32 protein-coding genes are annotated in these 25156 nt (G+C 65.6%); 11 read left to right on the top strand and 21 right to left on the bottom strand.

Annotated features, from left to right (window positions below):
* On the top strand, window positions 1–306 hold the full coding sequence (locus ASE90_RS01280; protein ID WP_235530482.1) for a (2Fe-2S) ferredoxin domain-containing protein: 306 nt from the start codon (window positions 1–3) through the stop codon (window positions 304–306).
* On the opposite strand, the gene ASE90_RS01275 is transcribed toward ASE90_RS01280, so the two are convergent.
* The 10 genes from ASE90_RS01275 to ASE90_RS19450 form a co-directional block, all read right to left on the bottom strand.
* Window positions 283–1272 carry a hypothetical protein gene (locus ASE90_RS01275; protein ID WP_055994868.1) on the bottom strand — a complete coding sequence of 330 codons (990 nt, stop codon included), beginning with the start codon at window positions 1270–1272 and terminating at the stop codon, window positions 283–285. The genes ASE90_RS01280 and ASE90_RS01275 overlap by 24 nt on opposite strands.
* Before the next feature lie 84 nt (window positions 1273–1356).
* Entirely contained in the window at window positions 1357–1761 is a 405-nt protein-coding gene (locus tag ASE90_RS01270) for a SufE family protein (RefSeq protein WP_055994865.1), read from the bottom strand.
* A gap of 23 nt (window positions 1762–1784) precedes the next feature.
* Complete coding sequence (locus ASE90_RS01265; protein WP_055994863.1) at window positions 1785–2015, bottom strand: hypothetical protein; 231 nt, start codon at window positions 2013–2015, stop codon at window positions 1785–1787.
* 25 nt (window positions 2016–2040) lie between these two features.
* A complete protein-coding gene (locus ASE90_RS01260; protein WP_055994860.1) occupies window positions 2041–2304 on the bottom strand; it encodes a hypothetical protein in 264 nt (87 codons plus the stop codon).
* Between the two features lie 11 nt (window positions 2305–2315).
* Entirely contained in the window at window positions 2316–2624 is a 309-nt protein-coding gene (locus ASE90_RS01255) for a hypothetical protein (protein WP_082449285.1), read from the bottom strand.
* A gap of 20 nt (window positions 2625–2644) precedes the next feature.
* Entirely contained in the window at window positions 2645–2950 is a 306-nt protein-coding gene (locus ASE90_RS01250; RefSeq protein ID WP_055994855.1) for a hypothetical protein, read from the bottom strand.
* Window positions 2951–2986: 36 nt separating this feature from the next.
* The gene (pspC, locus tag ASE90_RS01245) at window positions 2987–3367 is read right to left on the bottom strand and encodes an envelope stress response membrane protein PspC (RefSeq protein WP_055994852.1); all 381 of its coding nucleotides are present in this window, start codon (window positions 3365–3367) and stop codon (window positions 2987–2989) included.
* The gene (gene pspB, locus ASE90_RS01240) at window positions 3367–3645 is read right to left on the bottom strand and encodes an envelope stress response membrane protein PspB (protein WP_055994849.1); all 279 of its coding nucleotides are present in this window, start codon (window positions 3643–3645) and stop codon (window positions 3367–3369) included. The genes pspC and pspB overlap by 1 nt, the downstream gene beginning before the upstream one ends.
* Window positions 3646–3647: 2 nt before the next feature.
* Complete coding sequence (gene pspA, locus ASE90_RS01235; protein WP_055994846.1) at window positions 3648–4316, bottom strand: phage shock protein PspA; 669 nt, start codon at window positions 4314–4316, stop codon at window positions 3648–3650.
* Between the two features lie 67 nt (window positions 4317–4383).
* The gene (locus ASE90_RS19450; RefSeq protein WP_156361363.1) at window positions 4384–4524 is read right to left on the bottom strand and encodes a hypothetical protein; all 141 of its coding nucleotides are present in this window, start codon (window positions 4522–4524) and stop codon (window positions 4384–4386) included.
* Between the two features lie 173 nt (window positions 4525–4697).
* On the opposite strand from ASE90_RS19450, the gene pspF reads away from it, so the two are divergent.
* Both pspF and ASE90_RS01225 read left to right on the top strand, forming a co-directional pair.
* Window positions 4698–5726, top strand: a complete 1029-nt coding sequence (gene pspF, locus ASE90_RS01230) for a phage shock protein operon transcriptional activator (RefSeq protein WP_055997044.1) — start codon at window positions 4698–4700, stop codon at window positions 5724–5726.
* A 114-nt stretch (window positions 5727–5840) separates the two neighbouring features.
* Window positions 5841–6452, top strand: a complete 612-nt coding sequence (locus tag ASE90_RS01225; RefSeq protein ID WP_055994843.1) for a superoxide dismutase — start codon at window positions 5841–5843, stop codon at window positions 6450–6452.
* Between the two features lie 135 nt (window positions 6453–6587).
* Here the strand turns inward: ASE90_RS01225 and ASE90_RS01220 are convergent, their stop codons facing one another.
* From ASE90_RS01220 to mtaB, 3 genes are read right to left on the bottom strand one after another with little or no spacing between them, the layout of a single operon-like run.
* A complete protein-coding gene (locus ASE90_RS01220) occupies window positions 6588–7220 on the bottom strand; it encodes a septation protein A (protein WP_082449283.1) in 633 nt (210 codons plus the stop codon).
* Entirely contained in the window at window positions 7217–8146 is a 930-nt protein-coding gene (gene ftsY, locus ASE90_RS01215) for a signal recognition particle-docking protein FtsY (protein ID WP_055994840.1), read from the bottom strand. The genes ASE90_RS01220 and ftsY overlap by 4 nt, the downstream gene beginning before the upstream one ends.
* On the bottom strand, window positions 8143–9378 hold the full coding sequence (gene mtaB / locus ASE90_RS01210; RefSeq protein WP_055994837.1) for a tRNA (N(6)-L-threonylcarbamoyladenosine(37)-C(2))-methylthiotransferase MtaB: 1236 nt from the start codon (window positions 9376–9378) through the stop codon (window positions 8143–8145). The genes ftsY and mtaB overlap by 4 nt, the downstream gene beginning before the upstream one ends.
* Here mtaB and ASE90_RS01205 point away from each other — a divergent pair.
* Window positions 9377–9955, top strand: coding sequence for a DUF924 family protein (locus ASE90_RS01205; protein ID WP_055994834.1), 579 nt, complete (start codon window positions 9377–9379; stop codon window positions 9953–9955). The two genes, mtaB and ASE90_RS01205, sit on opposite strands and share 2 nt — an antisense overlap.
* Here ASE90_RS01205 and ASE90_RS01200 read toward each other — a convergent pair.
* On the bottom strand, window positions 9930–11576 hold the full coding sequence (locus tag ASE90_RS01200) for a putative bifunctional diguanylate cyclase/phosphodiesterase (RefSeq protein WP_055994832.1): 1647 nt from the start codon (window positions 11574–11576) through the stop codon (window positions 9930–9932). The genes ASE90_RS01205 and ASE90_RS01200 overlap by 26 nt on opposite strands.
* Before the next feature lie 238 nt (window positions 11577–11814).
* Here ASE90_RS01200 and ffh point away from each other — a divergent pair, with 238 nt between their 5' ends.
* The 4 genes from ffh to rimM all read left to right on the top strand — a co-directional run bounded on the left by ffh (window position 11815) and on the right by rimM (window position 14447).
* On the top strand, window positions 11815–13320 hold the full coding sequence (gene ffh, locus ASE90_RS01195; protein ID WP_055994829.1) for a signal recognition particle protein: 1506 nt from the start codon (window positions 11815–11817) through the stop codon (window positions 13318–13320).
* A gap of 47 nt (window positions 13321–13367) precedes the next feature.
* Window positions 13368–13751, top strand: coding sequence for a 30S ribosomal protein S16 (rpsP, locus tag ASE90_RS01190; RefSeq protein WP_055994826.1), 384 nt, complete (start codon window positions 13368–13370; stop codon window positions 13749–13751).
* Window positions 13752–13840: 89 nt separating this feature from the next.
* Window positions 13841–13966 (top strand): hypothetical protein, encoded by a 126-nt coding sequence (locus tag ASE90_RS20815; protein ID WP_268794997.1) that lies wholly within the window; start codon window positions 13841–13843, stop codon window positions 13964–13966.
* A 22-nt stretch (window positions 13967–13988) separates the two neighbouring features.
* The gene (gene rimM, locus ASE90_RS01185) at window positions 13989–14447 is read left to right on the top strand and encodes a ribosome maturation factor RimM (protein WP_055994823.1); all 459 of its coding nucleotides are present in this window, start codon (window positions 13989–13991) and stop codon (window positions 14445–14447) included.
* 4 nt (window positions 14448–14451) lie between these two features.
* Here rimM and ASE90_RS01180 read toward each other — a convergent pair whose 3' ends face one another.
* From ASE90_RS01180 to ASE90_RS01170, 3 genes are read right to left on the bottom strand one after another with little or no spacing between them, the layout of a single operon-like run.
* The gene (locus ASE90_RS01180) at window positions 14452–14847 is read right to left on the bottom strand and encodes a BLUF domain-containing protein (protein ID WP_235530484.1); all 396 of its coding nucleotides are present in this window, start codon (window positions 14845–14847) and stop codon (window positions 14452–14454) included.
* A 51-nt stretch (window positions 14848–14898) separates the two neighbouring features.
* Window positions 14899–15330 carry a hypothetical protein gene (locus tag ASE90_RS01175; protein WP_156361362.1) on the bottom strand — a complete coding sequence of 144 codons (432 nt, stop codon included), beginning with the start codon at window positions 15328–15330 and terminating at the stop codon, window positions 14899–14901.
* 37 nt (window positions 15331–15367) lie between these two features.
* Window positions 15368–16309 carry an NAD(P)/FAD-dependent oxidoreductase gene (locus ASE90_RS01170; RefSeq protein WP_055994817.1) on the bottom strand — a complete coding sequence of 314 codons (942 nt, stop codon included), beginning with the start codon at window positions 16307–16309 and terminating at the stop codon, window positions 15368–15370.
* A gap of 62 nt (window positions 16310–16371) precedes the next feature.
* Here ASE90_RS01170 and trmD point away from each other — a divergent pair, with 62 nt between their 5' ends.
* Window positions 16372–17109 (top strand): tRNA (guanosine(37)-N1)-methyltransferase TrmD, encoded by a 738-nt coding sequence (gene trmD / locus ASE90_RS01165; RefSeq protein ID WP_055994814.1) that lies wholly within the window; start codon window positions 16372–16374, stop codon window positions 17107–17109.
* Window positions 17106–17495, top strand: a complete 390-nt coding sequence (gene rplS / locus ASE90_RS01160; protein WP_055994811.1) for a 50S ribosomal protein L19 — start codon at window positions 17106–17108, stop codon at window positions 17493–17495. Before trmD ends, rplS begins: the two co-directional genes overlap by 4 nt.
* A 219-nt stretch (window positions 17496–17714) precedes the next feature.
* Here the strand turns inward: rplS and ASE90_RS01155 are convergent, their stop codons facing one another.
* The 3 genes from ASE90_RS01155 to ASE90_RS01145 form a co-directional block, all read right to left on the bottom strand.
* Window positions 17715–18110 carry a VOC family protein gene (locus tag ASE90_RS01155; protein ID WP_055994809.1) on the bottom strand — a complete coding sequence of 132 codons (396 nt, stop codon included), beginning with the start codon at window positions 18108–18110 and terminating at the stop codon, window positions 17715–17717.
* A 135-nt stretch (window positions 18111–18245) separates the two neighbouring features.
* The gene (locus tag ASE90_RS01150) at window positions 18246–20420 is read right to left on the bottom strand and encodes a histidine kinase dimerization/phosphoacceptor domain -containing protein (RefSeq protein ID WP_235531610.1); all 2175 of its coding nucleotides are present in this window, start codon (window positions 20418–20420) and stop codon (window positions 18246–18248) included.
* A gap of 83 nt (window positions 20421–20503) precedes the next feature.
* Window positions 20504–22141 carry a histidine kinase famiy protein gene (locus ASE90_RS01145; RefSeq protein ID WP_055994806.1) on the bottom strand — a complete coding sequence of 546 codons (1638 nt, stop codon included), beginning with the start codon at window positions 22139–22141 and terminating at the stop codon, window positions 20504–20506.
* A 104-nt stretch (window positions 22142–22245) separates the two neighbouring features.
* Between ASE90_RS01145 and ASE90_RS01140 the strand changes: the two genes are divergently transcribed.
* Window positions 22246–23100 (top strand): oxygenase MpaB family protein, encoded by an 855-nt coding sequence (locus tag ASE90_RS01140; RefSeq protein ID WP_055994803.1) that lies wholly within the window; start codon window positions 22246–22248, stop codon window positions 23098–23100.
* Here the strand turns inward: ASE90_RS01140 and ASE90_RS01135 are convergent.
* Window positions 23097–25151, bottom strand: coding sequence for an NAD(+) synthase (locus tag ASE90_RS01135; protein WP_055994800.1), 2055 nt, complete (start codon window positions 25149–25151; stop codon window positions 23097–23099). The two genes, ASE90_RS01140 and ASE90_RS01135, sit on opposite strands and share 4 nt — an antisense overlap.
* Window positions 25152–25156: the final 5 nt, after the last annotated feature.

The raw sequence follows: 25156 nt of genomic DNA, 5'->3' as shown, positions 1-25156 counted from the left end.
GTGAGAACCGCCGTCCGGTCGCGCTGGGACAAGGCCGTGCTGGTCTGCGCCAAATGTTCGAAAAAGCTGGACGGCGGGTTCGGTGAGTCGGGCAAGCCGCTGGCCAAGGCGTTGCGCAAGCATCTGAAGCTGAAGAACGGCCCGAAGTCGCGAGCGGGCGTGGTCGAGGTGAAGTGCCTCGACGTGTGTCCCAAGGGCGCGGTGGTCGTTGTCGACAGCGAACGGCCGGGGGACTGGCTGCTGGTGCGGCCGGGCGATGATCTGGACGCGGTGGCGGCTCGGTTAGGGCTCGATCAGGGCGCCTGAGTCGCTCGGGCCGTATTCGGAGAACAGCGCGAGGATCGCCTCGTTCATGTTCACCTCGTCGCGCCGTTCCTTGACCGGACATTCGCCGATCCGGGTGGCGCTGACCTGCCAGCGATAGCCGACCTGTCTCGCGGGGTTCCAGCCCGCGCCCCCGCCACGTTCCGGGCCGTCCTGATCCTGTTCGACGACATAGTTCAGCGTCAGCTGTCGTTTATCGTAGCGACCGGTCATTTCCAGCCGGCGCTGGGTCCGGGCATTGATGCACGAGCGCGACGCATCGATGCGGCCGTGGGCCATCTTCGTCCGCAGCCGCCCGCACTGCGCCCCGGCGAGAAGGCCGGTCATCATGTTGCCTTCCCCCGCAGCGCGCCGCAGCGTGGCTTCGATCGTGCCGTCGGGCAGGCACTGGGTAAACCGTACCGGGCGCGCGCCGCCGCCGCCGACGAGGGCGAGCGTCGCGCTGCGCCGGAACTGCCACAGGCCGCCACGCAGCGAGGGGATATTACCCACCACGACGATATCGGCCGGCGCACCGCGGACGACGATATCCGACCCCCCGCTGTTCGACATCGGCGGAGTGCTTTGCGCTACCGGCGGCAGGTCTGGGGGCGGCGGCGCAGCGGCCACGTCAACCGGCGCAGGTGTGGCTTCGACCAGCTGGTCGATCCGGCCGGCGACACAGGCTTGCGTTTCCTTCGCCTCGCGATTGCCCTCGCGAACGCAGGCCTTCACGATCGCGCACATGATCCGGTCGATGCGGGGATCGCCACTCGATACCTCGGCTTCGCATTTCGTCACCCATTGCCCGCGCGTCGTATAGTTCAGCCGCACCTTGCGTAGCTTGCGTGCGATGACGACGATCTCGTCATCGGCGGTCGCGTCGGGCGGAGCAGGGGTCTGTCCGGGCAAGGGTACGGCGACCAGTCCGGCGAACAGCAGCGGGTTTATCCATCGCACGTGCTTCATGCCAACCGCGCTCCCCCCGGACCTGCCGGTTCTGTCGGCGTTCGGCGCGATGCTAACGAAAGGCGGCACCGGCCGCCAGTGGCGTCACGCCAACCGCGCCGCCGTTTCGCGGATCAGCGCGATCATGTTCGGTATCCCCTGCGTCCGGTTCGAACTCAACTGGTTGCGCAGGTCGAACGGGGCGAGGGTCGCGTCGATATCGGTGGACAGGATCGTCGGTGCTTCGCGGTCCTGCACGGTCGCCAGCACCAGTGCGATGATCCCCTTGGTGATCGCAGCGTTGCTGTCGGCGAGGAAGTGGAGCGTGCCGTCGGCCTGTTGCTGCGGATATACCCAGACCGATGCCGAACAACCGCGCACCAGCGTCGCATCGGTCTTGAGGGGATCGGGCATCGGCTCCAGTTGCCGGCCCAGGTCGATCAGCAACCGGTAGCGGTCGTCGCCGTCGAGGAATTCATATTCTTCGCGGATATCGTCGATGCTCTGCATGACGCCGCTATAGGCATTCGACGTCAGAGTTCCACCCCGGCGGCGATCGCTTCGAGCTTGCGGATGCGTTCCTTGAGGTCGGCGATCTCGATCCGGGTGCCGACATTGGGGGCGGGCTGGGTCATCGGTTTGTCGCCAAGCCGTTGCTGTTGCAGCGCCAGCCAGCCGCGCCAGCCCGACAGCATCGTGACCGATACGATCGCGACGGCGGCAAGGGTGGTGGCGGCGAGTGCGAGGGTAAAAGTAAGGTTCATCGGACTGCCCTTCTCGTCGGGTTTGTCAGTTGAGCGGTTTGTCGCGGAGGCGTTCGATCTCGTCGGACAGGTCGACACCGCGGTCGGTGATGATCCGTTCGAGGACGCGGACACGCTGTTCCAGCCGTTCGGTCTGCGCGGCATATTGCGCGGCCTTTTCGGCGGACTCGGTGCCGCGGATTTCGAGTTCGCGTTCCTTCAGCGCCATCCAGGGTTTGAAGACGTGGTTGGCGAGGATCGCGATGACCGGGATCGACACGCCGAGAATGGGAATCCAGAGCGGGCTCATGGTCGTTCCTTTCAGTTCGTCCGGCCGCGCAACAACTCGATCTCGCGGTCGAGCCCATGCGAACTGTCGGTCACGATCCGCTCGACATTGGCGAGGCGGTCCTTGATCGACCCCAGCTCGGCCTTCAGTCGGGCGTTTTCCTGGCTCAGCAGCTTCACCCGCTCGACCGTTTCGTCGTCGCGCTTCGGGTAGATCGCCTGTCCCCATGCACCGTCGAGGGGGTAGCCGTTCTTGACGCGAAGCCAGGTGGTGAAGATCCAGCCGCCGATGGCAGAGAGGCCGACGACAGCGGCGATTACGATGAGCATTGTGGGAGGCATGATCGATACTCCTGATCGGTTCAGCGCAGCGCGTCGATTTCGCGCGCGGTGCGGGTGGCAGGATCGGTGGCGATGCGTTCGAGAACGGCGATGCGCTCTTCGAGGCGCAGGACCTTGCCCTGCAACTGTTCGTTCTGCTGCGCCATCAGCTGCGCCTGCCGGATCGCGTCGATCTGTTCATGGCGGCGCCTGCCCTTGCGTTTGCCGTCGCATCCTTCGTCGTCCAGCGGATAACCGTGCTTCGCACGGATCGCGGTCTTGACGATGCTCGCTGCCATGACGATCGCGATGATCGCCAGCACGAACCCCGGTCCACCCCAATTCATCGTCTCTCTCCCTCATCGGCCCCGGCGGGGATCGGTTCAGCGCAGGCTGTCGATCTCGTCCGCCAGACGGGTGTTGCGGCTGGTATAGTACATTTCGATATCGGCGAGGCGACGGTCGATGTCGCGGAACGTCGATCGCATTTCCGACGCGGTGCGGGTCGGGTTCGACCGTACGCCCTGCCAGAATTTCTCGTCCTCGCGGCTTTCGTACAGGCCGACCGGCTTTTTCTGCGCCATCCAGGCGATCATGAAATAGGCGATCACTGTCCAGGGGAAGCCACCGGCCAGCGTCAGCAACACCGTGCCGATGCGGATCCACATGACCTCGACACCGGTGTAGTCGGCGATGCCGGCGCACACGCCCGACACCTTGCCATTCGCTTTGTCGACATAGAATTTGGTGCGTGCGCTGGACATCAGAGCCTCCGGTTAAAGTCGTTGTCGCGATAATCGCGGGTGGGCAGGTCGCGGTCGGCGGGGCGGAAGTCCGGATGATCGGCGGCGATGATCCGCTCGATCGTCTGGAGCCGCTCCTCGAGCCGGCGGGCGGTGAGGTGCATGTCGTCGAGCAGTCGCTCGTCCTCGTTGGTCAGCGACGGCGACTGTTTCCACTTGGTGATATAGTGGAGGATCAGCCACGGCAGTCCGATGAAGAGGACGCCGAGCGGCACGGCGATGCCGAAGAAATCCTCCACGCTCAGCCCTCCCGGTTGAGCCGCGCCTTCAGCGCGGCAAGTTCGGCATCGATCTTGTCGGACGACCGCAGTTCGGCGATCTCTTCCTCAAGGCTCTTGCCCGGCTGGCCCATGCCGGCGGCGTCGGCGCGACCTTCGGCCAGATCGGCACGGCGTTCCAGCACGTCGAAGCGGCTGAAGGCGTCGGCGGTCTTGCTGCCGGCATACATCTCGCGCAGCTTGGTGCGGTTGTTGGCGGTTTCCATCCGCGTCTGGATGGCGCTCTGCCGGGTCCGCGCCTCGCGCAGCTTGCTCTGGAGCTTGGCGATATCGACTTCCGAAGCGCGCAGCGCGTCGTCGAGCACGACGATCTCGCTGTTGAGCTGTTCGGCCATGTCGACCGCCTTCTGTCGTTCGACCAGTGCTGCCTTGGCCAGATCCTCGCGGTCCTTGCTCAGCGCCAGTTCGGCCTTTTCGGTCCAGTTTTCCTGCAGCTTGTCCAGCTTGCCGATATGGCGGCGCATTTCCTTCTGGTCGGCGATGGTGCGCGCGGCAGAGGCGCGGACCTCGACCAGCGTTTCCTCCATTTCAAGGATGATCATGCGGATCATCTTCGCCGGATCCTCGGCCTTGTCGAGCAGGTCGGTGACGTTGGCGGCGATGATGTCGCGGGTGCGGGAGAAAATACCCATCGGTTACTCCTGAAGAATTCTCGGGTGGCCGGGACGGAACGGGGCAGAACCGCCCCGGCCTGCCACCTTACGCGATTAGCGCGGTGGCATGGGTGGCGGCGGTCGGACCGGTCGTGGTCGTCGCGCCAAGGACGAACAGGCTCACCAGCAGCGCGGCGGCCATGCTGGCGACCGATTGCGAGAGCGAGAGGTTCGATTGGTTGCGCATGAGGAAAACTCCCTGAAGCCTTGTGTTCTGCGCCCTATGTCGGGCTTGCTAACTACCTTGCAGGAGCCGTGCCAATTTCGAAAACGACGGACTTACGTCACTTTCCGGAGATTGGGTGTCCTCTGGCATTTGGCCTCTTGCGAATTATTGGGAAAATACGCCACATGATCGGCATGGAGCGCGCAACCCAGGTCGTCGGCCAGTCCGGTCCGTTTTTAGATGCCCTCGAACGGGCCAGCCGGGCCGCCGCGCTCGATCGCCCGGTGCTGGTGATCGGCGAACGGGGGACCGGCAAGGAGTTGGTGGCCGAGAGGCTCCACCGCCTGTCGGCGCGCTGGGATCAACCGTTGGTGGTGATGAACTGCGCCGCGCTCCCCGAGACGCTGATCGAGGCCGAATTGTTCGGGCACGAGGCGGGCGCGTTCACCGGCGCGACCAAGGCACGGACGGGGCGATTCGAGGAAGCCGATGGCGGCACGCTGTTCCTCGACGAACTGGGCACGTTGTCGATGGGCGCGCAGGAGCGGCTGTTGCGCGCGGTCGAATATGGCGAGGTGACCCGGATCGGATCATCGCGGCCGATCCGGGTCGATGTCCGCATCGTTGCCGCGACCAACGAACATCTGCCCGACCGGGTCGATTGCGGGACGTTCCGCGCCGATCTGCTCGACCGGTTGAGTTTCGAGGTGGTGACGCTGCCCCCGCTACGCGCGCGGCCGGGGGATATCATGGTACTGGCCGATTTCTTCGGGCGGCGCATGGCGGCGGAAATCGGGCGCGACGAATGGGTCGGGTTCGGCCCTAACGCTGTCGATCAACTGATGGAGCATCGCTGGCCGGGCAATGTCCGCGAGTTGCGCAACGCAGTCGAACGCTCGGTCTATCGCTGGGAACGGCCGGGGGCGATCGATCTGATCGAGGTCGATCCGTTCGCCTCGCCCTTCCGCCCGCGGGGCGGCGCTGCCCCGGCGGCTGGTGCTGCCGCTCCGGTCGCGGGTGCCCCGATGGCCGAACCGGCTGCTCCGGACGATTGCGGCGAGGATTTCAAGACGCGGGTCAACCGGTTCGAACGGCAGTTGTTGACGCGGGCGATGGCGGAGGCGCGCTACAACCAGCGGAACTGCGCCGACGCGATCGGCCTGACCTATGACCAGTTGCGCCACGCGCTGAAGCGACACGGTATGCTCGGGCAGGGCGGCTGACCCCTTTTCGCCACCGCCCGGCCCGCCTATGGGTTCGCAGGCGTAACGATCGGAGCCAAGCGGCGCGTACGGCGTTCGGTCGCACGAGTTCTTTGTTACCCAAGGAGGATTGCCATGGCGTTCGAACTTCCGCCGCTGCCCTATGCCTATGATGCGCTGGAGCCGACCATCGACAAGGAAACGATGACGCTGCACCACGACAAGCATCATCAGGCCTATACCGACAAGCTGAACGAAGCGGTGTCGGAAGACACGAGCCTCGAAGGCAAGTCGATCGAGGAGCTGCTGGCCAACATCGGCAGCGGTTCGGCCAAGCTGCGCAACAATGGCGGTGGCTTCTGGAACCACACATTCTTCTGGGAAACCATGAAGGGCGGCGGATCGCAGCCGTCGGGCGCGTTGAAGGACGCGATCGACCAGCAGTTCGGCGGGCTCGACCAGCTGAAGGAGCAGTTCAACACGGCGGGCGCGAACCAGTTCGGGTCGGGCTGGGCGTGGCTGATCGTCGGTCAGGACGGCAAGCTGGCCATCACCTCGACCCCGAACCAGGACAATCCGCTGATGGACGTCGCCCCGGTCAAGGGCACGCCGATCCTCGGCAACGACGTGTGGGAACACGCTTATTACATCACGTACCGAAATGCGCGTCCGGCGTATCTGAAGGCGTGGTGGGACGTGGTCGACTGGGACAAGGTCGGCCAACGCTATGACGCAGCGGTGAAGTAATCCGCCGATAGCCCTCTCCCCTTCAGGGGAGAGGGTTGGGAGAGGGGTCTGTCCGCAAGGGCGGCCCTTTTTTCATGCGCGCGACGCTCGGGACTCCCCCTCTCCCCGACCCTCTCCCCATGGGGGAGAAAGAGATTAGTCTGCCGGCGGCAACGGCGCGTCTTCGCCCATTTTCAGTCCATGCCTCAACAGCATCGGAATATTCGCCAGCGCGAACAACAGGGTCAGCGGGACTGCGCCCCACAGCTTGAACCCGACCCAGAAATCCCAGCTCGAATGCCGCCAGACGACTTCGTTCAGCACGGCCATGAACGCGAAGAACGCCGCCCAGTTGATCGTCAGCTTGCGCCACCCCAGCGCGCTCAGCCCTGGATAGGCGGTTTCCAGCAACTGCTGCAGCAGCGGCCGCCCGGTGACGAGGCCGAAAGTCAGGATCGCCGAGAACATCGCATAGACGATGGTCGGCTTCATCTTGATGAAGGTATCGTCGCGGAAATACAGCGTCAGCGCGCCGAACACGACGACCAGCCCCGCTGACAGCCACAGCATCGGCGAGATATGGCCGGTCTTCCATTTCGACACGATGATCGCGATCACGCTGGCGATCATGAACGCGGCGCTGGCGATGATGACCTGCGCCAGCGAATCGATCATGTCGGGAAGGCCGATCTTGCCCGCCAGCAGATTGGCGACGAAGAACACCACCAGCGGCCCGTAATCGAGCGCCATGCGGAACAGCGGCGAGGTGGGCTTGCGATCGACGGTCATTTGCGCACCCGTTCGACACCGGCGATGATCCGCGAGACTTCGTTGGCGTCGAACCCGCGCAGGTCGTCGGCGGTCTCGCCGACTCCGATTGCATGGATCGGCAGCCCGAACCTTTCCGCCGCCGCGACCAGCACGCCGCCGCGCGCCGTGCCATCCAGCTTGGTCATGACGAGGCCGGTGACGCCCGCCATCTCCTTGAACACCTCGATCTGGTTCAGGGCGTTCTGCCCGGTTGTCGCATCGAGCACGAGGACGACGTCGTGCGGGGCTGCCGGGTTCAGGCGGCCAAGGACGCGGCGGACCTTTGCCAGTTCGTCCATCAGTTCGCGCTTGTTCTGCAGGCGACCGGCGGTGTCGACGATCAGCACGTCGATGCCGGTCGCCGTCGCCTGCTTGACCGCTTCATAGACGATGCCTGCCGCGTCGCCGCCCTCGGCCCCGCTGACGATCGGCACACCGATCCGCTCGGCCCAGGTCCTGAGCTGACCGATGGCGGCAGCGCGAAACGTGTCGCCCGCCGCCAGCATCACGCCATAATCCTGCTCGACCAGTGTCTTGGCGAGCTTGGCGATGGTGGTGGTCTTGCCCGATCCGTTGACGCCGATGACCAGAATGACTTGCGGCCGTGGAAAGGCCTCGATTTCCAGTGGCTTGGCAACCGGTGTTAAGACCTTTTCGATCTCTTCGGCGACGACCAGCCGGATGCCGAGTTCCTCCATGTTGCGCTCATATTGCCCTTCGGCGAGACGCTGGCGGACCCGCGCGGCAGTGGCGGGGCCGAGGTCGGAGGCGATCAGCGCTTCCTCGATATCGTCGAGTTGCGCGTCATCGAGCCGCGCGGCGGACAGCCCGACGAGATTGCCGGTCAACCGGTCGGAGGTCTTCTTGAGGCCGCCGAGCAGGCGTTCGTGCCACGAAAGGCTCATAGGGGCATTCCGATCAACTGATTGCCTTCGATATGGGTCAGCCGCGCGGTCACGATCGAACCGGGCGGGCAGGGGGGAAGCGAAACATCGGCGAAACCGGGGCTGTGCCCGCGCGTGCCGGGGCGTTCGACGAGGATGTCGGCGGTGGTACCGACCTGCCGTTGCAGCCAGTCGCGGTGGCGGCGTTCGGCGGCGGCGCGTAACGCCTGCGCGCGCGCCTTGCCGATCGGCGGCGGCACCTGCGGCATCCGAGCCGCCGGGGTACGCGCGCGCGGGCTGTAGGGAAAGACATGGGCATGGACGATATCGCAATCGTCGATCAGCGCGAGCGTGTTCGCCGCCATCGCATCGTCCTCGGTCGGAAAGCCGGCGATGAGATCGGCACCGATCGCGATTTCTCCGCGCGCCGTCTTCAATCGATCGACCAGCGCGACCGCATCGGCGCGGCTGTGGCGGCGGCGCATCCGCTTGAGGATCATGTCGTCGCCGGCTTGAAACGATAGATGGACGTGCGGCATGACGCGTGGCTCTTGCGTCAACAATTCGAACAGCTTGGTATCGAATACTGCCGGATCGAGTGAGGATAGCCGCAGCCGTCGCAAGCCGGTGCGGGCAAGGATCGCCTCGACCAGATCGCCCAGCTTCGGGGTATCGGACAGGTCGTCGCCATAGCTCGACACGTCGACACCGGTCAGCACGATTTCGGCATGACCAGCCAAAACGAGGCCGGCGACCTGCGCCACTACGTCATCGATCGTCGCCGATCGCGAGGGGCCACGACCGGCCGGGATCGCGCAGAAGGTGCAGCGGTGGTCACACCCGTTCTGCACCTCGACAAAGGCGCGGGTCTGCCCTTCGAACCCACCGGCCAATTGCGGCGCGGTGTCGAGGACGCGGGCGATGTCGCGGACCACGACCGGATCGGTGGAGCTCCACGCTGCCGGGTTCAGCTTATCCGAATTGCCGATGACCCGGTCGACTTCGGGCATCGCCGCGAAACTTGCCGGATCGATCTGCGCCGCGCAGCCGGTGACGATCAATGCCCCCGTCGGCCGGTCGCGGCGGGCGCGGCGGATCGCGCGGCGTGTGGCGGCTACCGCGTCGTTGGTGACCGCACAGCTATTGACCACGGTCACGTCGCGGTCGACCAGCAACCCGCGGATCGCATCGCTTTCGGCGATGTTCAGCCGGCAGCCGAGCGTGATGATGGTGGGACCAGCGGAGGATGGCATGGGCGGTGATCTAGGGACAGGGACACGCGAAGTCCACGCGAACGCGCGGGCGGTGCTCGACTTCTGGTTCGACGAGGTCGGGCCGGACCGGCATTTCGCCAAGGATGCGGCGCTGGATGCGACAATCGCCGACCGGTTCGGTGGCCTGCGCGACGCGGTGCTGGCGAGCGAGGCGGCCGAGTGGCGCGAAGAGGAGCATCTTCTATTGGCGGCGGTGATCCTGCTTGATCAGTTTTCGCGCAACATTCATCGCGGCACCGCCGATGCGTTCGCCGCCGACCCGCTGGCGCTCGAACTGGCACTGATCGGGATTGCGCGGGGCGACGATCGGGAATTTCCGCCGCTCGAACGCTCGTTTCTCTACATGCCGCTGATGCACTGCGAGGACGCCGGGGTGGCGCGATTCTCGCTGCGCTGTTTCGAATCGCTCGGCAATCCGCTGAACCTGCAATTCGCGCGCGATCATGCGGCGGTCCTTGCGCAATATGGTCGGTATCCGTCGCGCAACGCCGCGCTCGGCCGGGAATCGACCGAGGCGGAGCGCGCCTATCTCACCCGGCCCGACGCCGGTTGGTGACGTCGGTCGTGTCGGCATCGGCCGATCCGCCGCTATGCAGCAGCCCGCGCGCGGCCAGCATCCGCCGCGTGTCGGCTACGGTCAGCGGCCGGCTATAGGCCCAGCCCTGCGCCTTCGCGCACCCCAGCGCGGCCAGTCGCTCCGCGATCGCGTCGGTTTCGACGCCCTCGGCGGTGATCGGCAGGTTCAGGCTTTCGCCAAGGCCGATGATCGCGTGGACGATCGCCGCCGAATCGGCATTGTCGAGCAGCGACAGAACGAAGCTCTTGTCGATCTTGATCCGGTCGAACGGCAGTGCCCGCAGATGCGCAAGGCTCGAATAGCCGGTGCCGAAATCGTCGAGCGACAGGCGCACGCCCTGATTCTTGAGCGATCCGACGATCGACTGCGCCAGCGGCAGATTGTCGAACAACGCGCTTTCGGTGATCTCGATCTCCAGCCGGTTGGGTGCGAAACCGCATTCGACGGTCGTCTTGATGATCTTCTGCGCCAGCCATGCGTCGCGCAGCTGCCATGGCGAGATGTTGACCGACAGGGTGATGCCCGGATCCCAGTCGCGCGCGGCGGCGAACGCCTGTCGCATGATCGACAGCGACAGATCACCGATCAGCCCGGCTTCCTCCGCCACCGGAATGAAGCGATCGGGCGGAATCGGCCCCTGCGTCGGATGCGTCCAGCGTGCCAGCACCTCGAACCCGCACAACCGGCCGGTCGCCAGATCGACCTGTGGTTCGAAATACGGCACGACCTGTCCGGCGGGGATTGCGAGGCGAAGGCCACTTTCGATGTCGTTGCGGTCGATCAACGCATGTTCCATCGCCCGGTCGAACCAGGTGAAGTCGCCGCGACCCGATTTCTTGGCCGAATACATCGCGATATCGGCGGAACGCAGCAGCGTGTCGATCCCGCCGCCGTCGAAGTCCGACCGGGCGATGCCGATCGAGCAGCTCAGGTGAATGCGCAGGTCGTCGACGAACATCGGTTGCGACAGTGCGGTGATGACGCGGTTCGCGATGCGTTCGACGACCGACGGATCGCGTGCGTCGAACACGAAGGCGCAGGCAAAGGCGTCGCCGCCGAATCGGGCGGTCAGTGCAGCGGGTGGCATCGCACCGGCGATTTCCAGCGCGACGCTACGCAGCACGCTGTCGCCAGCGGCATGGCCGTGCATGTCGTTGACCATCTTGAAATGATCGAGGTCGACGATCAGCAGCGCCACGGCCTGATCGCGCTTCGTCGCCGATCGCAGCAGCGCGGCACCGGCCTCGCTGAGACTGCGGCGGTTGAGGAAGCCGGTTAGCGGATCGCGCGACGCCAGCAGCCGTGCGCGCTCCTCGGCGGCGGAACGGCCATGCATCTCGACCCGGACGGCACGGTGGCGTCGCCAGCCGAAGATGACCAGCGCAGCATTAATCAGCAACGCCGTCACCAGCGGCTGCGCGACCGGCTCACCGCCGTAGAAGCGGTGGTCGAGCAGCCCCGATATGACGGCGAAGCTCAGGCCTACGAACAACAGGATCGCGCCGGCGCAGATCGCCAGGGTCCAGCGTTCGCCGCGTTCCCGCGGTTCCGCCAGAGCGGGGCCGATGCCCTCGGTTCCTTTTTGACGATCCCATTCCATCACCATCGTTTATCAGGGTCATCGGTGTAGAAGCGGTTAAAGCCGACCGGATGTCCGCCCCGGAAGCCCCGCCGATCGCCATGACTTGCGCTGAACCGAGTTTCGGGGTAAGGGCGCGGATCGTTTCTGCAGGGAGACGTTCAGCATTGCCGCCCGCGGGCGACGCCGGCCGACGAGGTTTCGTCCGCCGGCGTGTTTTGCTTGAGCGTTTTTCACGCGGCAAGGTTGGAGTGGTAGCGTGTTCGAGAGTCTGAGTGACCGGCTGGGAGGGGTGTTCGATCGTTTGCGCGGTCGCGGCGCACTGACCGAAGCCGACGTTCGCACCGCGATGCGTGAAGTCCGCGTCGCCCTGCTCGAAGCGGACGTGGCGCTGCCGGTCGCCCGCGATTTCGTCGAGAAGGCGACCGAGGCCGCGGTCGGCCAGAATGTTCTGCGTTCGATCACGCCGGGGCAGCAGGTCGTCAAGATCGTGCACGACGCGCTGATCGACATGCTGGGGTCGGACACCGCCGAACTCGATGTCGCGGTCACCCCACCGGCGGTCGTGATGCTGGTCGGCTTGCAGGGTTCGGGCAAGACCACCACGACGGCCAAGCTCGCCAAGCTGCTCGCCAAGCGCGAGGGCAAGAAGGTGATGATGGCGTCGCTCGACGTCAATCGTCCGGCGGCGCAGGAACAGCTGGCGGTCCTTGGCACGCAGGTCGAGGTCGCGACGCTGCCGATCGTGCAGGGCCAGCAGCCGGTCGATATCGCGCGGCGCGCGCTGCAATCGGCGAAGTTGCAGGGCTATGACGTCGTCATGCTCGATACGGCGGGCCGCCTGCACGTCGATCAGGCGCTGATGGACGAGATGAAGGCCGTGGCGGACATTGCCCGGCCGAACGAAATCCTGCTCGTCGTCGACTCGCTGACCGGTCAGGACGCGGTCAACGTCGCGCAGAACTTCTCCGAACAGGTGCCGCTGACCGGCGTCATCCTGACGCGGATGGACGGCGATGCGCGCGGTGGTGCCGCGCTGTCGATGCGGGCGGTCACCGGCAAACCGATCAAGTTCGCGGGCACCGGCGAAAAGCTTGACGCGATCGAGCCGTTCCACCCCAAGCGCGTCGCGGGGCGCATCCTCGGCATGGGAGACGTCGTCTCGCTGGTCGAAAAGGCCGCACAGTCGATCGAGGCCGAAGATGCCGAGCGCATGGCCGGTCGCCTTGCCAAGGGTCAGTTCGACATGAACGATCTGCGCGGGCAGCTGGCGCAGATGCGGCGCATGGGTGGCCTCGGCGCGCTGGCGGGCATGATTCCCGGCATGAAGAAGGCGCAGGCGGCGATGGCGTCGGGTGCGGTGGATGAAAAGATCCTGCTGCGCATGGACGCGATGATCACGTCGATGACGGTGAAGGAACGCGCCAGGCCCGAACTAATCAATGCCAAGCGCAAGATCCGCATTGCCAAGGGGTCGGGCACCACGGTGCAGGACATCAACAAGCTGCTGAAGATGCATCAGGAAATGCAGTCGGCCATGAAGAAGCTCAAGAAGATGGGCGGAATCAAGGGCATGATGTCGATGCTGGGCAAGGGCGGCATGGGCGGCCTCGGCAATGCGCTGGGCGGCCCCGGCCTTGGCGACCTGATGAGCAAGGCGGGTGGCGAAATGCCGGGCCTGCCAGGGCTCGGCGGCATGGGCGGGAAGGGCGGCGGCATGCCGCAACTGCCCCCCGGCTTCGAAAACCTTATCAAGAAGAAGTAATTGCCGGTCGGAACCGGCTTACACGAACCAACGAAGGAAGAAGAATAATGGCAATCAGCATCCGTCTGTCGCGTGGTGGCTCGAAGAAGCGTCCGTACTACCGCATCGTCGTCGCCGATGCGCGCAGCCCGCGTGACGGCCGCTTCATCGAGAAGATCGGCACCTACAACCCGCTGCTGGGCAAGGAAGACGAAAAGCGCGTCGTGCTCGACGCCGAACGTGCGACCCATTGGCTGAGCGTCGGCGCGCAGCCGACCGACCGCGTCGCCCGCTTCCTCGACAAGGCCGGCGTGAAGGAACGCGCTGCCCGCAACAACCCGAGCAAGGGCAAGCCGGGCGAGAAGGCCGTCGAGCGCGCCGAGGAACGCGCTGAAAAGGCCAAGGCCGCTGAAGAAGCCGCCGCCGCACCGGCCGAAACCGCCGAAGCGTAAAATATTGTGCCGGCGCGTCTTTCGGGACGTGCCGGCACCTTTTGATCGGCATCATGCGTTCCGGGTCGACCCGACCAGGAGCATGACCGATGATCGATTCCGAACAGCAGCCGCACCATGACGAAGACGCCACCAACCTCGGCCAATCGGCGGAAGAACCCGCCGAAGGCCGCGACGACGCCCCCGCCGGCGGCGAAGGCTCGCCCGACGCCTGAACCGGCGGACCGTAACCGTGTCGTGCTGGCGGCGATCGCCGGCGCGCACGGGCTGAATGGCGAGGTGCGGCTGAAGCTGTTCACCGACGATCTGTCGGCCTATCCGGCGCTGAATGGCGGCGCACTGACCCTCGTGTCGGTGCGTCCCGCCACCAACGGCGTGATCGGCAAGTTTCGTGAAATCCCCGACCGGACCAGGGCCGAGGCGATGCGCGGTACCGAATTGTGGATCGGCCGCGATCAGTTGCCCCCGCTGGGCGAGGGCGAATATTATCATGCCGACCTGCTGGGATTGCCGGTGGTGTCGAGCGAAGGCGAAGCCTTGGGACAGGTCGTCGCGATCGACGATTTCGGTGCCGGCGACGTGATCGAAATCGAGCGCCCCGACGGCAAGCGCTTCATGGTGCCGATGCAGCCGCACGCCGTACCCGAATGGAATGGCGAGCGGATGGTCGTCGACGCGCTGTTCGCCGCCGACTGACCGGTCAGCGGAAGGCCGCAGCCGTAAACGCCTGCCGCACCGCATCAGGCGCGTTGTTCAGCCGCCGTTCGAGCCGCGCCAGCAACGCGTCGCTATCGGCACTGCCCCGTTCGGCACGCTCCATGCTCCAATAGCCGAATTCGCGTGCCTCGACCGGGCGATCGGACAGGATCGTCAGTGCATCGTGCCGGGGATCTTTCGCGATGCGGGCATAGGTCGATGCGACGCTGCTCTCCGGCCCCTCGATGACCTGCAGGAAAATACCGTCATTATACCATAACAAGCCGGTGATGCCGTCGACCGCGTTGTTGTGCCGCGAATGCTGGACGATCTGATCGACATCCACGCCCGGCACGCACCGGCTGGTGTAGAAGATCTGGCGAAACGGAGAGAGAGTCACCCCCGCCAAATACGATCGTTAAGCAGGGCAATCAAGTCCCGGGGGGCTGGCTTACCGCCTTGGATCGGGAACGGTCACTGGCGGGCCGATCTCTGCATCGGGATCGGCCAGCTTCGTCACGAGCCGCCCGACCAGCGTGACCGGATCACGTCCGCCGCCATAGCCATAGGCTTCCGCCTCCGCCTTGCCGCAGCGACGCTGGCCGCGAAAGATGCCGCAGCCGGACAGGAACGGGTCCTGCGCCGACGCCCGTGCCGGCTCCCCCGCCACCGCGCCTTCCTCGGCGGGCGACCTGGTGCGCGGAAGGGGCAGGCGATATCGGGCATTGCGGTCCGGATCGCCGCAGACGACGACCTCGTTGTCGCGCGCGGCGGTACAGTTCCGGCGGGCTTCGCGTTCGGCGGCGCCGGCGAGGATGCGGTCGATCGACTGCCCCGCGACATCGGCGGGCAGGGCAAGGAGCAGGAACAGGCCGACGGACATGATCCCCGGTAGCATGACGCCCCGCCCGGCCCAAGGCTCACCGACGCAGCGGCTGCCGTTCGCTCAGGAGGTTGCGGATCGTCGTCGCTGCCACCCCGGCCTCGCCCATCGCATGGCTGATCTGGTCGAGGCCCTTCACCACGTCGCCGGCCGCGAACAGGCCCGGAATCGATGTCCGCTGGTGATCGTCGACCTCGAGGCAGCCATCCCCGGTCGCCTTGGCGCCGGCGGCGACCGCCAGTTCGGAACGGATTCGCGAGCCGAGCGCCGGATAGACACTGTCGAACGCCCTCTCCCCTTCCGCTGTCTCGACCACGAACCGGTCGCCATCGATCCGGTACCGTCCGCATGGCCCGTCGACCCGGCGGACACCGGCAGCGTCCAGCGCATCGCGACAGGCATCGTCGAGATGATGGTCGCTGTCCGGCGCGATCAGGGTAACGTCGGCGCTGTAGCCGCGCAGGAACAGCGCCTCGCGCATGCCATGGTCGCTGGTGCCGATCACCCCGATCCGCCGGTCGGTCACCTCATAGCCGTCGCAGATCGGGCAATAGCGGAGCAGCCCCCGCGCCAGTGCGGCATCATGAACGTCGTCGTCCAGCCCCCGTGGGCGATGATTGACCACCCCGGTGGCCAGCAGCACGCTACGCGCCGCGACGACGCCATCGGCGGTGGTGACGCGGAAATCGTCGTCGTGGCGGTCGATGGCGGTCACCGCGGTGGGCGTGCAGGTCGCCCCAAAGGTCCGTGCCTGCTCATGCATCCGGGCTAGCAAGTCCGTCCCCGCGATCCCGCCGGGAAAGCCCGCATGGTTGTAGGTCCGGGGGATCATCGCCGCCCGGCTCGACCCGCAATCGAACATCCGGATGCGCAGATGGAAGCGGGCAAGATAGATGGCGGCGGTCAGTCCGGCAGGACCAGCGCCGACGATCACGCAATCGACGATCTTGGGATCGGGGGTGGGGGCAATCGCCGGCATGGGGCGCAAATGAAGCGGATGGGCTTTCGTTCCCCACGACTTGCGGGCACAGGCTGTGGCCCATGACCTTTGCCGCGACCGTGCTGACCCTCTATCCCGAAATGTTTCCCGGGCCGCTCGGGGCTTCGCTAGCCGGTCGGGCGTTGCGCGAGGAACGCTGGTCGCTGGACACGGTGCAGATTCGCGACTTCGCGACCGACCGCCACCGCTCGGTCGACGATACGCCGGCCGGGGGCGGGGCGGGGATGGTGCTGCGCGCCGATGTGCTGGCCGCCGCGCTGGACAGCGTGACCGACGGCCGCCCGGTCCTCGCCATGACGCCACGCGGCCGACCCCTGACCCAGCGGTGGGTGCGCGCGCTGGCGGCGGGGCCGGGTGCCATCGTGCTGTGCGGCCGGTTCGAGGGGTTCGACGAACGCCTGTTCGAAGCGCGCGCGATCGAACCCGTCGCGATCGGCGACTATGTGCTGTCGGGCGGTGAAATGGGAGCGCTGGTACTGCTCGACGCTTGCGTTCGGCTGCTTCCCGGCGTAATGGGCGCGGCTTCGAGTGGTATCGAGGAGAGCTTCGAAAGCGGCCTTCTCGAATACCCTCAATATACCCGGCCCTATGAATGGGAAGGGCGCGTGATTCCCGAAGTGTTGCGATCGGGGGATCATGCGCGGATCGCCGCGTGGCGCAAGTCACGGTCGGAATCCGATACACGGCTATGGCGGCCGGACCTGTGGGAGCGTCACGTCGACGCTCGGGTCCAGTCGCCCTCTGGCGCGCACAAGCAAGACGAAGGTCAGAAAACATGAACCTCCTCCAGACGCTCGAAGCGGAACAGATCGCCAAGTTCCTCGAATCGAAGTCGATCCCCGATTTCCGTGCCGGTGACACCCTCAAGGTCGGCGTGAAGGTCGTCGAAGGCGAGCGGACCCGCGTGCAGAATTACGAAGGCGTGTGCATCGCCCGGTCGAACGCCGGCATGGGCTCGTCGTTCACCGTCCGCAAGATGAGCTTCGGTGAAGGCGTGGAGCGCGTTTTCCCGCTCTATTCGCCGAACATCGATTCGATCGACGTCGTCCGTCGCGGCGTCGTGCGGCGCGCGAAGCTCTATTATCTGCGCGGTCGTACCGGCAAGTCGGCGCGTATCGCCGAACGCCGCGATCCGCGTCCGGTCAAGGCGACTGCGGCCGAGTAATTGGTTACGCGCATTGCGCTACGGAGAGGGCGCGGTGGCCAATGGCCGCCGCGCCCTTTTTGGTGGGTGGAGCGGTGCGCGTCTTATAGCTTTCACGCGCCGGATAGAGCGTTCTGGAAAGTCTTCGGGAACGGGCTTCTGGAAGGCGAAGGAAACAACTTGCCACCACCCCGTCGGGTTCAACCGGATTGCTATGTGTAGTCAGTTTTGGAAAGAGGGTCAGGCTTTCCAGCCTGCGTTCTGGAGAACGATACGATAGCCGTCGGGGTCTTCGAAAGTTATCCCCTGCCGATCCCAATATGCGTTGAAAGCCGGAACCGCCCTGAAACCAGCAGCCTCCATGCGATCCACCGCCGCCTCCCATTCTTCCTTCGCGGGCAAGTAGAAAACCAAGAGATTATCCTGCGTCGGGGCTCTGCCGGCGACATGGTCTTGCGCTTTCGTAAACTCAAAATGATAAGGAGCCGACGGGCTTCCGAGCATAATTCCGTCGAAGCCATCATGACCCTCGAACCGGTAAAGAACATCCAGACCGAGGCCATCACGGTAGAAGGTAAGCAGAGCCTCCAAGTTATCACTTGGACGCGCAACGCGGAGCGTAGGAAAGCTTTTCATTGCTGACAGGCTACGATCAAACCCCGAACAGCGCAATTACGCTGAGCCCGATCATTCTTCGGAATGTGATCGCAGTAGGGAAAGACCAATTCGGTCGTCAGGCGACCACGTCTTCCTCTCCAACGCAATCCGCCCTCAACCCTCCTCCGGCCCGGCGATCGGGGCCGACACGGTAAACCGCAACCCCGGCGCGTTGTCGCTTTCCTCGATCACCCCGTCGAGCCGCTTGACCATCGCGGTCAGCATCCGCGTGCCAAACCCGGTGCGGTTGCCGACCCGGCCCTGCCCACGATCGGCGACGGTCAGGCGGAAGCGGTTGCGGAACCGCTCCAGCGTGACCGAAATCGGCCCCGGCTTGCCCTCATAGGCATATTTCTGGGCATTGATGACCAGTTCAACCAGCACCAGCCCGACCTGTACCGCCGCGTCGGCCGATATCAGCATCGGCGACAGGTCCATGGTCAGTCGCCCGGTCCACTCGGCACCCATCGACGACTGCATTTCGGCCAGCAAATCCTCGACGTAGCGGCCGAGGTCGATGACCGTGACCGCGTCATCGGAATAGAGCCGCCGATGGACCAGCGCGACCGCCGACAGCCGTCGTTGCGCCTCGCCCAGATGTCGGGTCAGCGTCTCGTCATTCTCGGCGGTCGCCTGCATCGCGAGGAACGCGACCACCAGTTGCAGGCTGTTCTGCACCCGGTGATTCACCTCCTTGATCAGCGTATCCTGCTGCGCAAGCAGCGCGTCCTTGTCGGTGACCGCACGCGACAATTCGCGGTTCAACTCGCCGATCCGCCGCCGTTGGCGCATGTCGAACAACAGGCGCGACAACCGGTGCCCGGCCTCGACCTCGGCAGGGGTCCATGGTCGAGCACGCCCGCGAATTTCTTCGCTCCACGCCGCGAAGGATGCGCGGGGGTTCAGCGGCTGGTCGGGGGCGTCGCTCACCGCCTTGTGCGGGTTTCCGGCCCATTGGATCGTCTGCAACGTCTCGGCACGGAACCACATCAGCACGATCGGCTCCTCGGCCGACAACGTGATCGCGAGGATGCCACTGGCCAGATCGCGATAGGCATGGGCGGCGGGCAGGCGCAGTTCCAGCGCGGCGCTGTGCGTCAAAATCGCGCCCTGCCGGCGTATCCAGCGCGACAGGTCGTCGATATCCTCGCGGGCCGGGACGTGGCCGGTCGTGTGCAGTACCGCGCCGCGTTGCAGGGCGAAGCCGTCGGCACCGAGCATCCGTTGCAGGTCGGGACCGATCAGCGCCGCAACCTGATCGGGATCGCCATCCTGCGCCAGCCGCTGCGCCAACGCATCCTCGGCCGCGCGCAGCCGGAGGCGTTCGCGATATTCGGCAGCTTCTTCCTTGGCGGTCACCTGTTGCGCAAACGACGCCGCGATCAGTTCGCACGTCTTGCGCTGCAGATAGGACAATGTGCGCGGGCTGCGATGGTGACATGCGACCAGCCCCCACAACATGCCGTCCTTGACGATCGACACCGATGCGGATGCCGCGACACCCATATTGTGCAGATACTGGACATGGATCGGCGATACTGCCCGCAGGCCGACATCGCTCAGGTCGATGGTGCGCAGTGCCGGGTCGATCCCGGTGATCGGTGCGGGGACATAGGCCGCATCGGGGATCACCCGAACCCGGTTGCGGACATACAGCGCACGCGCCTGTCGCGGAATGTCGGATGCGGGGAAGTGATGGTTCAGGAACCCGTCCATGTCGGGTGCATGGCGTTCGGCGACGACCTTGCCCGAATCATCGTCGAGGAAGCGATAGATCATGACCCGGTCGAACCCGGTCAGCCGCGAAAAAAGCGCGGCGGCACGCGCACCCAGATCGTCGAGATCGACGGCGCGGGCGAATTCCTCGCCGCTATGCTCGATCCATGTCAGCGCATCGTCGGTACCCGGCTGTCCGGGCGCCGTCTGCTCGATCTCCACCAGCCAGTACGGATCCGCCCGACTGGCAACGACCGAAAGCGCACGGTCGTTGATCGTGCCGAGCGACACCGGGCCGACGATCGTCGACCGCAGCACGGCAAGGGCATCGGCACCGATCAGCGTGCCGATCGGTCCACCCAGCCAGCCGCCGCCCAGCAAGCCGTCGAGGTCGCCCGCGCCACCCACGATCCGGTCCTGTCCGGGATCGACGATCAACAGCACGCCATGCGGCTGGATCGTGCCGGGAATATGGATCGGCTCGCGATCGCATGCGGTCACGTCCGGTCCCAGGTCCGACACCGAATGGGCATCGGGTCGCTTGGGTGCATCGAAATCGGCATTCGTCGCCAACGGGTGGCCTTTCGTGGTCTTGATGCGACCCGACGACGACAATCGCAGCGGGACACTTGCAGTAAAAGGGCTTGGCGTTTTGTTCAACCGGCCCCCATCGCACCGTCCAGCACCTGCCGGATGCGGGCGATCAGATCGGCACGCTTATACGGCTTTCCGATCAGATCGAACTCGGTGCCCCGCGCATCCACCCGTTCGATCGACGCCTCCGCATAGCCGGTCGTCAACAGGACCTTCAGCCGGGGGCGCTGTCGTTTCGCCTCTCGCGCCAGCATTACCCCGTTCATGCCGCCTGGCATGATCAGGTCGGTGAACAACAGGTCGATTGCCGTTCCTCGGTCCAGAATGTCGATCGCTTCAGGACCGTTGCCGGCACGCACGACGCGATAGCCGACATCGTTCAGGATCGATTCGGCCAGATCGCCGATATCGGGCTGATCCTCGACGACCAGCACCGTCTCGTCGCCGCGTGGTTCGCGTCCGCTATGCGTCAGGCCACGACGGATCGGTTCGGCAGCATCCGTCGCCGCCGGGAACAGCAGGTGGACGGTCGTGCCCCTGCCTTCCCCGGACTCGATCCGCAGCGCGCCGTTCGACTGTTTCATGAACCCATAGACCATCGACAGGCCCAGGCCGGTGCCCTTGCCCTGATCCTTGGTTGTGAAGAACGGTTCGGCCGCCCGCGCCAGCACCTCCGGGGCCATGCCCGATCCGGTGTCGGCGATCGACAGGCCGATATACTGGCCGGCACGCGCGTCGGCGAAACGCTCGTCGGTGCCGTCGATGCATTTGTGTTCGGCGGCGATCGTCACCGTTCCGCCATCGGGCATGGCGTCGCGGGCATTCATCAGGATGTTGAGGATTGCGGTTTCGGCCTGCACGGGATCGATCCGGGCATTGCAGTCGCTGCCGCACGGCCTCACGTCGATGTCGATCGGTGTCGACCGGATCGTGCGTTTCAGCATCGGCAACAGGTTCGCGATCAGGTCGTCGATATTGGTGACCCGGCCCGACAGCTTCTGCTTGCGCGAGAAGGCGAGGAGTTGCTGGGTGAGTTCGGCACCGCGTTCCGCCGCCTCCGCTACGGCACGCAGCGACCGGGTGGTCCGCGCCGGATCGATCGGCTTTTCGCCGCTGCGCTCGACCTGCGTCAGCACGACGTCGGTGAACCCTTGAATGACGGTCAGAAGATTGTTGAAGTCATGCGCGATGCCCCCGGTCAATTGTCCGACCGCCTCCATCTTCTGCGCCTGCCGCAACCCTTCCTCGGCATCGCGACGGCGGGTAACGTCGAGCTGCGAGGCAAAGAAATATCGCAGCTCGCCTTCGCCATCCAGCACCGGAGACACGAACAAGGCGTTCCAGAACGCGCTGCCGTTCTTCTTGTAGTTGATGATCTCTACCGATGTCTCGCGCCGCTGGCGGATGGCATCGGAGATTTCGGCGATTGTCTCGGGATCGGTCTCCGGTCCCTGCAGAAACCGGCAATTCCGGCCCAGCACCTCGACCGCCGCATAACCGGTCATCTGCAGGAAAGCGGGGTTGGCGAAGATGATCGGATTGTCGTCCTGTTTGGGATCGGTCACGATCATCGGCATCCGCGTCGTCTTGACCGCCGCGAAAAAGATGCCGTTCGCCGGGTCGCGCATGTCGCCTTCGGCCATTGCCGGTTGCCGGGGTACGGGATCGAGCGGTTTTTCCGGGCTGGACGGCGCATGCATGGACGGGATCTACCGGTTCGAGGTTTTGCCTATAGGTCGCGAACGTATACATTGGTTCCACCGCGGCACGGACCCCGATCCGGCCACCGGTCGTTGCACATCCCATGAACCCCGTCCGCCAAGCCATTGCCCGCCAAGTCCGATTGTTGACCGGGGCGGGGGACGGCGCGATCGACCTGACCCGGCCGCCTGGCGATGATGGACTGTTCGGGCCGCAATCGGTCAGCTGGCGCGTCCATGGCGATTTTTCGTCGATGATGATCGGCGGCACCGCGGCACTGCTGGTGCAGATGCTGCACCCCGGTGCGCTGGCGGGGGTATGGGATCACAGCAATTTCCAGCGCGACATGCTCGGCCGGCTGAAACGGACCGCGCAGTTCATCGCCGCCACCACCTATGGCAGCACGGTCGAGGCCGATCGGCTGATCGGCCGGGTCCGGCAGATCCATGACCGGGTCAACGGCATGCTGCCCGATGGCACGCCCTATGACGCCAACGATCCGCACCTGCTGACGTGGGTGCATGTCGCCGAGACCGATTCGTTCCTGCGCGCCTATCTGCGCTATCGCGATCCGACGCTGTCGCGCGCCGATCAGGACCGGTATTTCGCCGAGAATGTCGTGGTGGCCAAACGGCTGGGCGCGACCGACGTGCCCGACAGCCGGGCGGCGGTCGATGCGTGGCTGTTGTCGGTGCGGCGCGAACTGCGCTGCGACGACCGGACGCGCACGGTGCGCGACGCGCTGCTCCATCAGCCGCTGCCCAATCCGCTGCTGAAGGGGTTCGGCGCTCTTAACACCGCCGCGGCGATCGACCTGTTGCCGCCATGGGCGCGCGCGATGCTGGAATTGCAGGGCAATGGCGTCGGCGTCCGCACCGGCGCGCACGGCATGGCGCGCGTCCTGCGCTGGGCGCTCGGCGGATCGGCGTCGGAGCGGACGGCGCGGGCGCAGGGCTAGAGCGGCGGCAACCCCGCCTTTAGCTCTGCCACCCACGGCCCGGCCACGCCATCCGACGGCGCGCGCCAGTCGCCGCGCGGCGACAGCGCCCCGCCGCCCGAAACCTTTGGCCCGTTGGGCAGCGCCGACCGCTTGAACTGGCTGGTCTGGAAGAACCGCCACAGGAACTTCTCCAGCCATGCCGCGATCGTCGGCAGGTCGTAGCTGCCCTTCGCATCCTCCGGAAAGTCGATCGGCCAGCGACCCGCCGCCGCATCGCGCCACGCATGCCAGCACAGGAAGGCGATCTTCGACGGCCGCATCCCGAAGCGCACGACATGATGCAGGAAGAAATCGTTCAGCGCATAGGGGCCGACCCGGTCCTCGGTGCTCTGCATCCTGCCCGACGAATCCGCCGGCACCAGTTCGGGCGATATCTCGGTATTCAGGATCGCGTCGAGCACCGCATCGGTATCGGCATCGAACTGGTCGGTGCGGATCGCCCAGCGGATCAGATACTGGATCAGCGTCTTCGGCACGCCGGCATTCACGCCATAATGGCTCATATGATCGCCGACGCCATAGGTACACCACCCCAGCGCCAGCTCGGACAGGTCGCCGGTGCCCAGCACCAGTCCCTCGCGCTGGTTCGCCAACCGGAACAGATAATCGGTGCGCAGGCCGGCCTGCACATTCTCGAACGTCACGTCATAGACCGGCTCGCCCTTCGCAAAGGGGTGGTTCATATCGGCCAGCATCTGCTGCGCGGCCGGGCGGATGTCGATCTCGTCGCCGTTGATGCCCAGCGCGCGCATAAGCGTCCACGCATTGCTTCTGGTCGTCTCGCCGGTCGCAAAGCCCGGCATGGTGAAGCCGAGAATGTCGGTGCGCGGCCGCTCCAGACGGTCGAACGCCTTGGCCGCGACGATCAGCGCATAGGTCGAATCCAGCCCACCCGATACGCCGATCACCAGCCGCTTCGTACCCGACGCGACCAGCCGTTGGCGCAGCCCCTCAACCTGGATGTTGAACGCCTCGTAACAATCGTCGTCGAGCCGCTCGGGGGTGTTCGGCACGAACGGATAGCGACGGACCGGGCGCAGCAGGCCGATATCCTCATGGGCTGGCGCATGGTCGAACCCGATCCGGCGGAACCGGGTTTCGGGATGGCCGCTGGCGGTGGCGCAGTCGTTGAACGTGCCGGTCCGCATCCGCTCCAGCCGCAACCGTTCCAGATCGACATCGGCATAGACGATGCCCGCCGACCGATCGAACCGGTCGGAGGCGACCAGCAACTCGCCCAGTTCATGGATCGTGCCCTGTCCGTCCCATGACAGGTCGGTCGTGCTCTCCCCCATGCCCGCCGCCGAATAGACATAGGCCGACATGGTCCGCGCCGATTGCGACGCGCACAGCATCTCGCGGTCGCGCGCCTTGCCGATGACGATGTTCGACGCCGACAGGTTGCACAGCACCAGCGCCCCGGCCAGCGCGCCCGCCGTCGACGGGGGCAGGGGGGACCAGAAATCCTCGCAAATCTCGGCATGGAAGACGAAATCCGGCAGGTCATCGGCGGCGAAGATCAGGTCGGTACCGAACGGCACGTCCTGTCCGGCGACGCGCATCGTCAATCCGGTCAGCCCGGCGCCGGGTGCGAACCAGCGTTTCTCGTAATATTCGCGGTAGTTGGGCAGATAGGTCTTGGGCACCACCCCCAATATGCGTCCGCGCGCCACCGCGACCGCGCAATTATACAGCCGCCCGTTGCGCCGCAGGGCCGCGCCGAGCAGCAGCGCCGGGCGCAGGTCGGCACTCGCCGCGACCACCGCCGCCAGCGCCGCCTCGGTCGCGTCGCACAGCGCGTCCTGCAGATGCAGGTCGTCGATCGCATAGGAGGTGAGGTTCAGTTCGGGAAAGACCAGCAGGTCGGCCCCGGCCGCATGCCCCTCTTGCGCCAGCACGATCGCGGCGCGGCCGTTGGCGGCGGGATCGCCCACGCTCGCCAGCGGGGTGCAGGCCCCCACGCGGAGCAGGCCATGAGTATGGATCGAATGGAACGGGTGGGCGGTCATGCCCG

Source organism: Sphingomonas sp. Leaf67, assembly GCF_001421965.1.
Classification (GTDB): Bacteria; Pseudomonadota; Alphaproteobacteria; order Sphingomonadales; family Sphingomonadaceae; genus Sphingomonas.
The sequence above is the reverse complement of the archived record's forward strand: the minus strand, read 5'-3'. Positions and strand labels throughout refer to the sequence as shown.

Excerpts from the sequence above, each read along its gene's own strand:
- ASE90_RS01275 (WP_055994868.1), bottom strand. The coding sequence starts at position 1,272 with ATGAAGCACGTGCGATGGATAAACCCGCTGCTGTTCGCCGGACTGGTC.
- ASE90_RS01270 (WP_055994865.1), bottom strand. The coding sequence starts at position 1,761 with ATGCAGAGCATCGACGATATCCGCGAAGAATATGAATTCCTCGACGGC.
- ASE90_RS01265 (WP_055994863.1), bottom strand. The coding sequence starts at position 2,015 with ATGAACCTTACTTTTACCCTCGCACTCGCCGCCACCACCCTTGCCGCC.
- ASE90_RS01260 (WP_055994860.1), bottom strand. The coding sequence starts at position 2,304 with ATGAGCCCGCTCTGGATTCCCATTCTCGGCGTGTCGATCCCGGTCATC.
- ASE90_RS01255 (WP_082449285.1), bottom strand. The coding sequence starts at position 2,624 with ATGCCTCCCACAATGCTCATCGTAATCGCCGCTGTCGTCGGCCTCTCT.
- ASE90_RS01250 (WP_055994855.1), bottom strand. The coding sequence starts at position 2,950 with ATGAATTGGGGTGGACCGGGGTTCGTGCTGGCGATCATCGCGATCGTC.
- pspC (WP_055994852.1), bottom strand. The coding sequence starts at position 3,367 with ATGTCCAGCGCACGCACCAAATTCTATGTCGACAAAGCGAATGGCAAG.
- pspA (WP_055994846.1), bottom strand. The coding sequence starts at position 4,316 with ATGGGTATTTTCTCCCGCACCCGCGACATCATCGCCGCCAACGTCACC.
- ASE90_RS19450 (WP_156361363.1), bottom strand. The coding sequence starts at position 4,524 with ATGCGCAACCAATCGAACCTCTCGCTCTCGCAATCGGTCGCCAGCATG.
- pspF (WP_055997044.1), top strand. The coding sequence starts at position 4,698 with ATGGAGCGCGCAACCCAGGTCGTCGGCCAGTCCGGTCCGTTTTTAGAT.
- ASE90_RS01225 (WP_055994843.1), top strand. The coding sequence starts at position 5,841 with ATGGCGTTCGAACTTCCGCCGCTGCCCTATGCCTATGATGCGCTGGAG.
- ASE90_RS01220 (WP_082449283.1), bottom strand. The coding sequence starts at position 7,220 with ATGACCGTCGATCGCAAGCCCACCTCGCCGCTGTTCCGCATGGCGCTC.
- ftsY (WP_055994840.1), bottom strand. The coding sequence starts at position 8,146 with ATGAGCCTTTCGTGGCACGAACGCCTGCTCGGCGGCCTCAAGAAGACC.
- ASE90_RS01205 (WP_055994834.1), top strand. The coding sequence starts at position 9,377 with ATGGGCGGTGATCTAGGGACAGGGACACGCGAAGTCCACGCGAACGCG.
- mtaB (WP_055994837.1), bottom strand. The coding sequence starts at position 9,378 with ATGCCATCCTCCGCTGGTCCCACCATCATCACGCTCGGCTGCCGGCTG.
- ASE90_RS01200 (WP_055994832.1), bottom strand. The coding sequence starts at position 11,576 with ATGGAATGGGATCGTCAAAAAGGAACCGAGGGCATCGGCCCCGCTCTG.
- rpsP (WP_055994826.1), top strand. The coding sequence starts at position 13,368 with ATGGCAATCAGCATCCGTCTGTCGCGTGGTGGCTCGAAGAAGCGTCCG.
- ASE90_RS20815 (WP_268794997.1), top strand. The coding sequence starts at position 13,841 with ATGATCGATTCCGAACAGCAGCCGCACCATGACGAAGACGCCACCAAC.
- ASE90_RS01175 (WP_156361362.1), bottom strand. The coding sequence starts at position 15,330 with ATGTCCGTCGGCCTGTTCCTGCTCCTTGCCCTGCCCGCCGATGTCGCG.
- ASE90_RS01170 (WP_055994817.1), bottom strand. The coding sequence starts at position 16,309 with ATGCCGGCGATTGCCCCCACCCCCGATCCCAAGATCGTCGATTGCGTG.
- trmD (WP_055994814.1), top strand. The coding sequence starts at position 16,372 with ATGACCTTTGCCGCGACCGTGCTGACCCTCTATCCCGAAATGTTTCCC.
- rplS (WP_055994811.1), top strand. The coding sequence starts at position 17,106 with ATGAACCTCCTCCAGACGCTCGAAGCGGAACAGATCGCCAAGTTCCTC.
- ASE90_RS01155 (WP_055994809.1), bottom strand. The coding sequence starts at position 18,110 with ATGAAAAGCTTTCCTACGCTCCGCGTTGCGCGTCCAAGTGATAACTTG.
- ASE90_RS01145 (WP_055994806.1), bottom strand. The coding sequence starts at position 22,141 with ATGCATGCGCCGTCCAGCCCGGAAAAACCGCTCGATCCCGTACCCCGG.
- ASE90_RS01140 (WP_055994803.1), top strand. The coding sequence starts at position 22,246 with ATGAACCCCGTCCGCCAAGCCATTGCCCGCCAAGTCCGATTGTTGACC.
- ASE90_RS01135 (WP_055994800.1), bottom strand. The coding sequence starts at position 25,151 with ATGACCGCCCACCCGTTCCATTCGATCCATACTCATGGCCTGCTCCGC.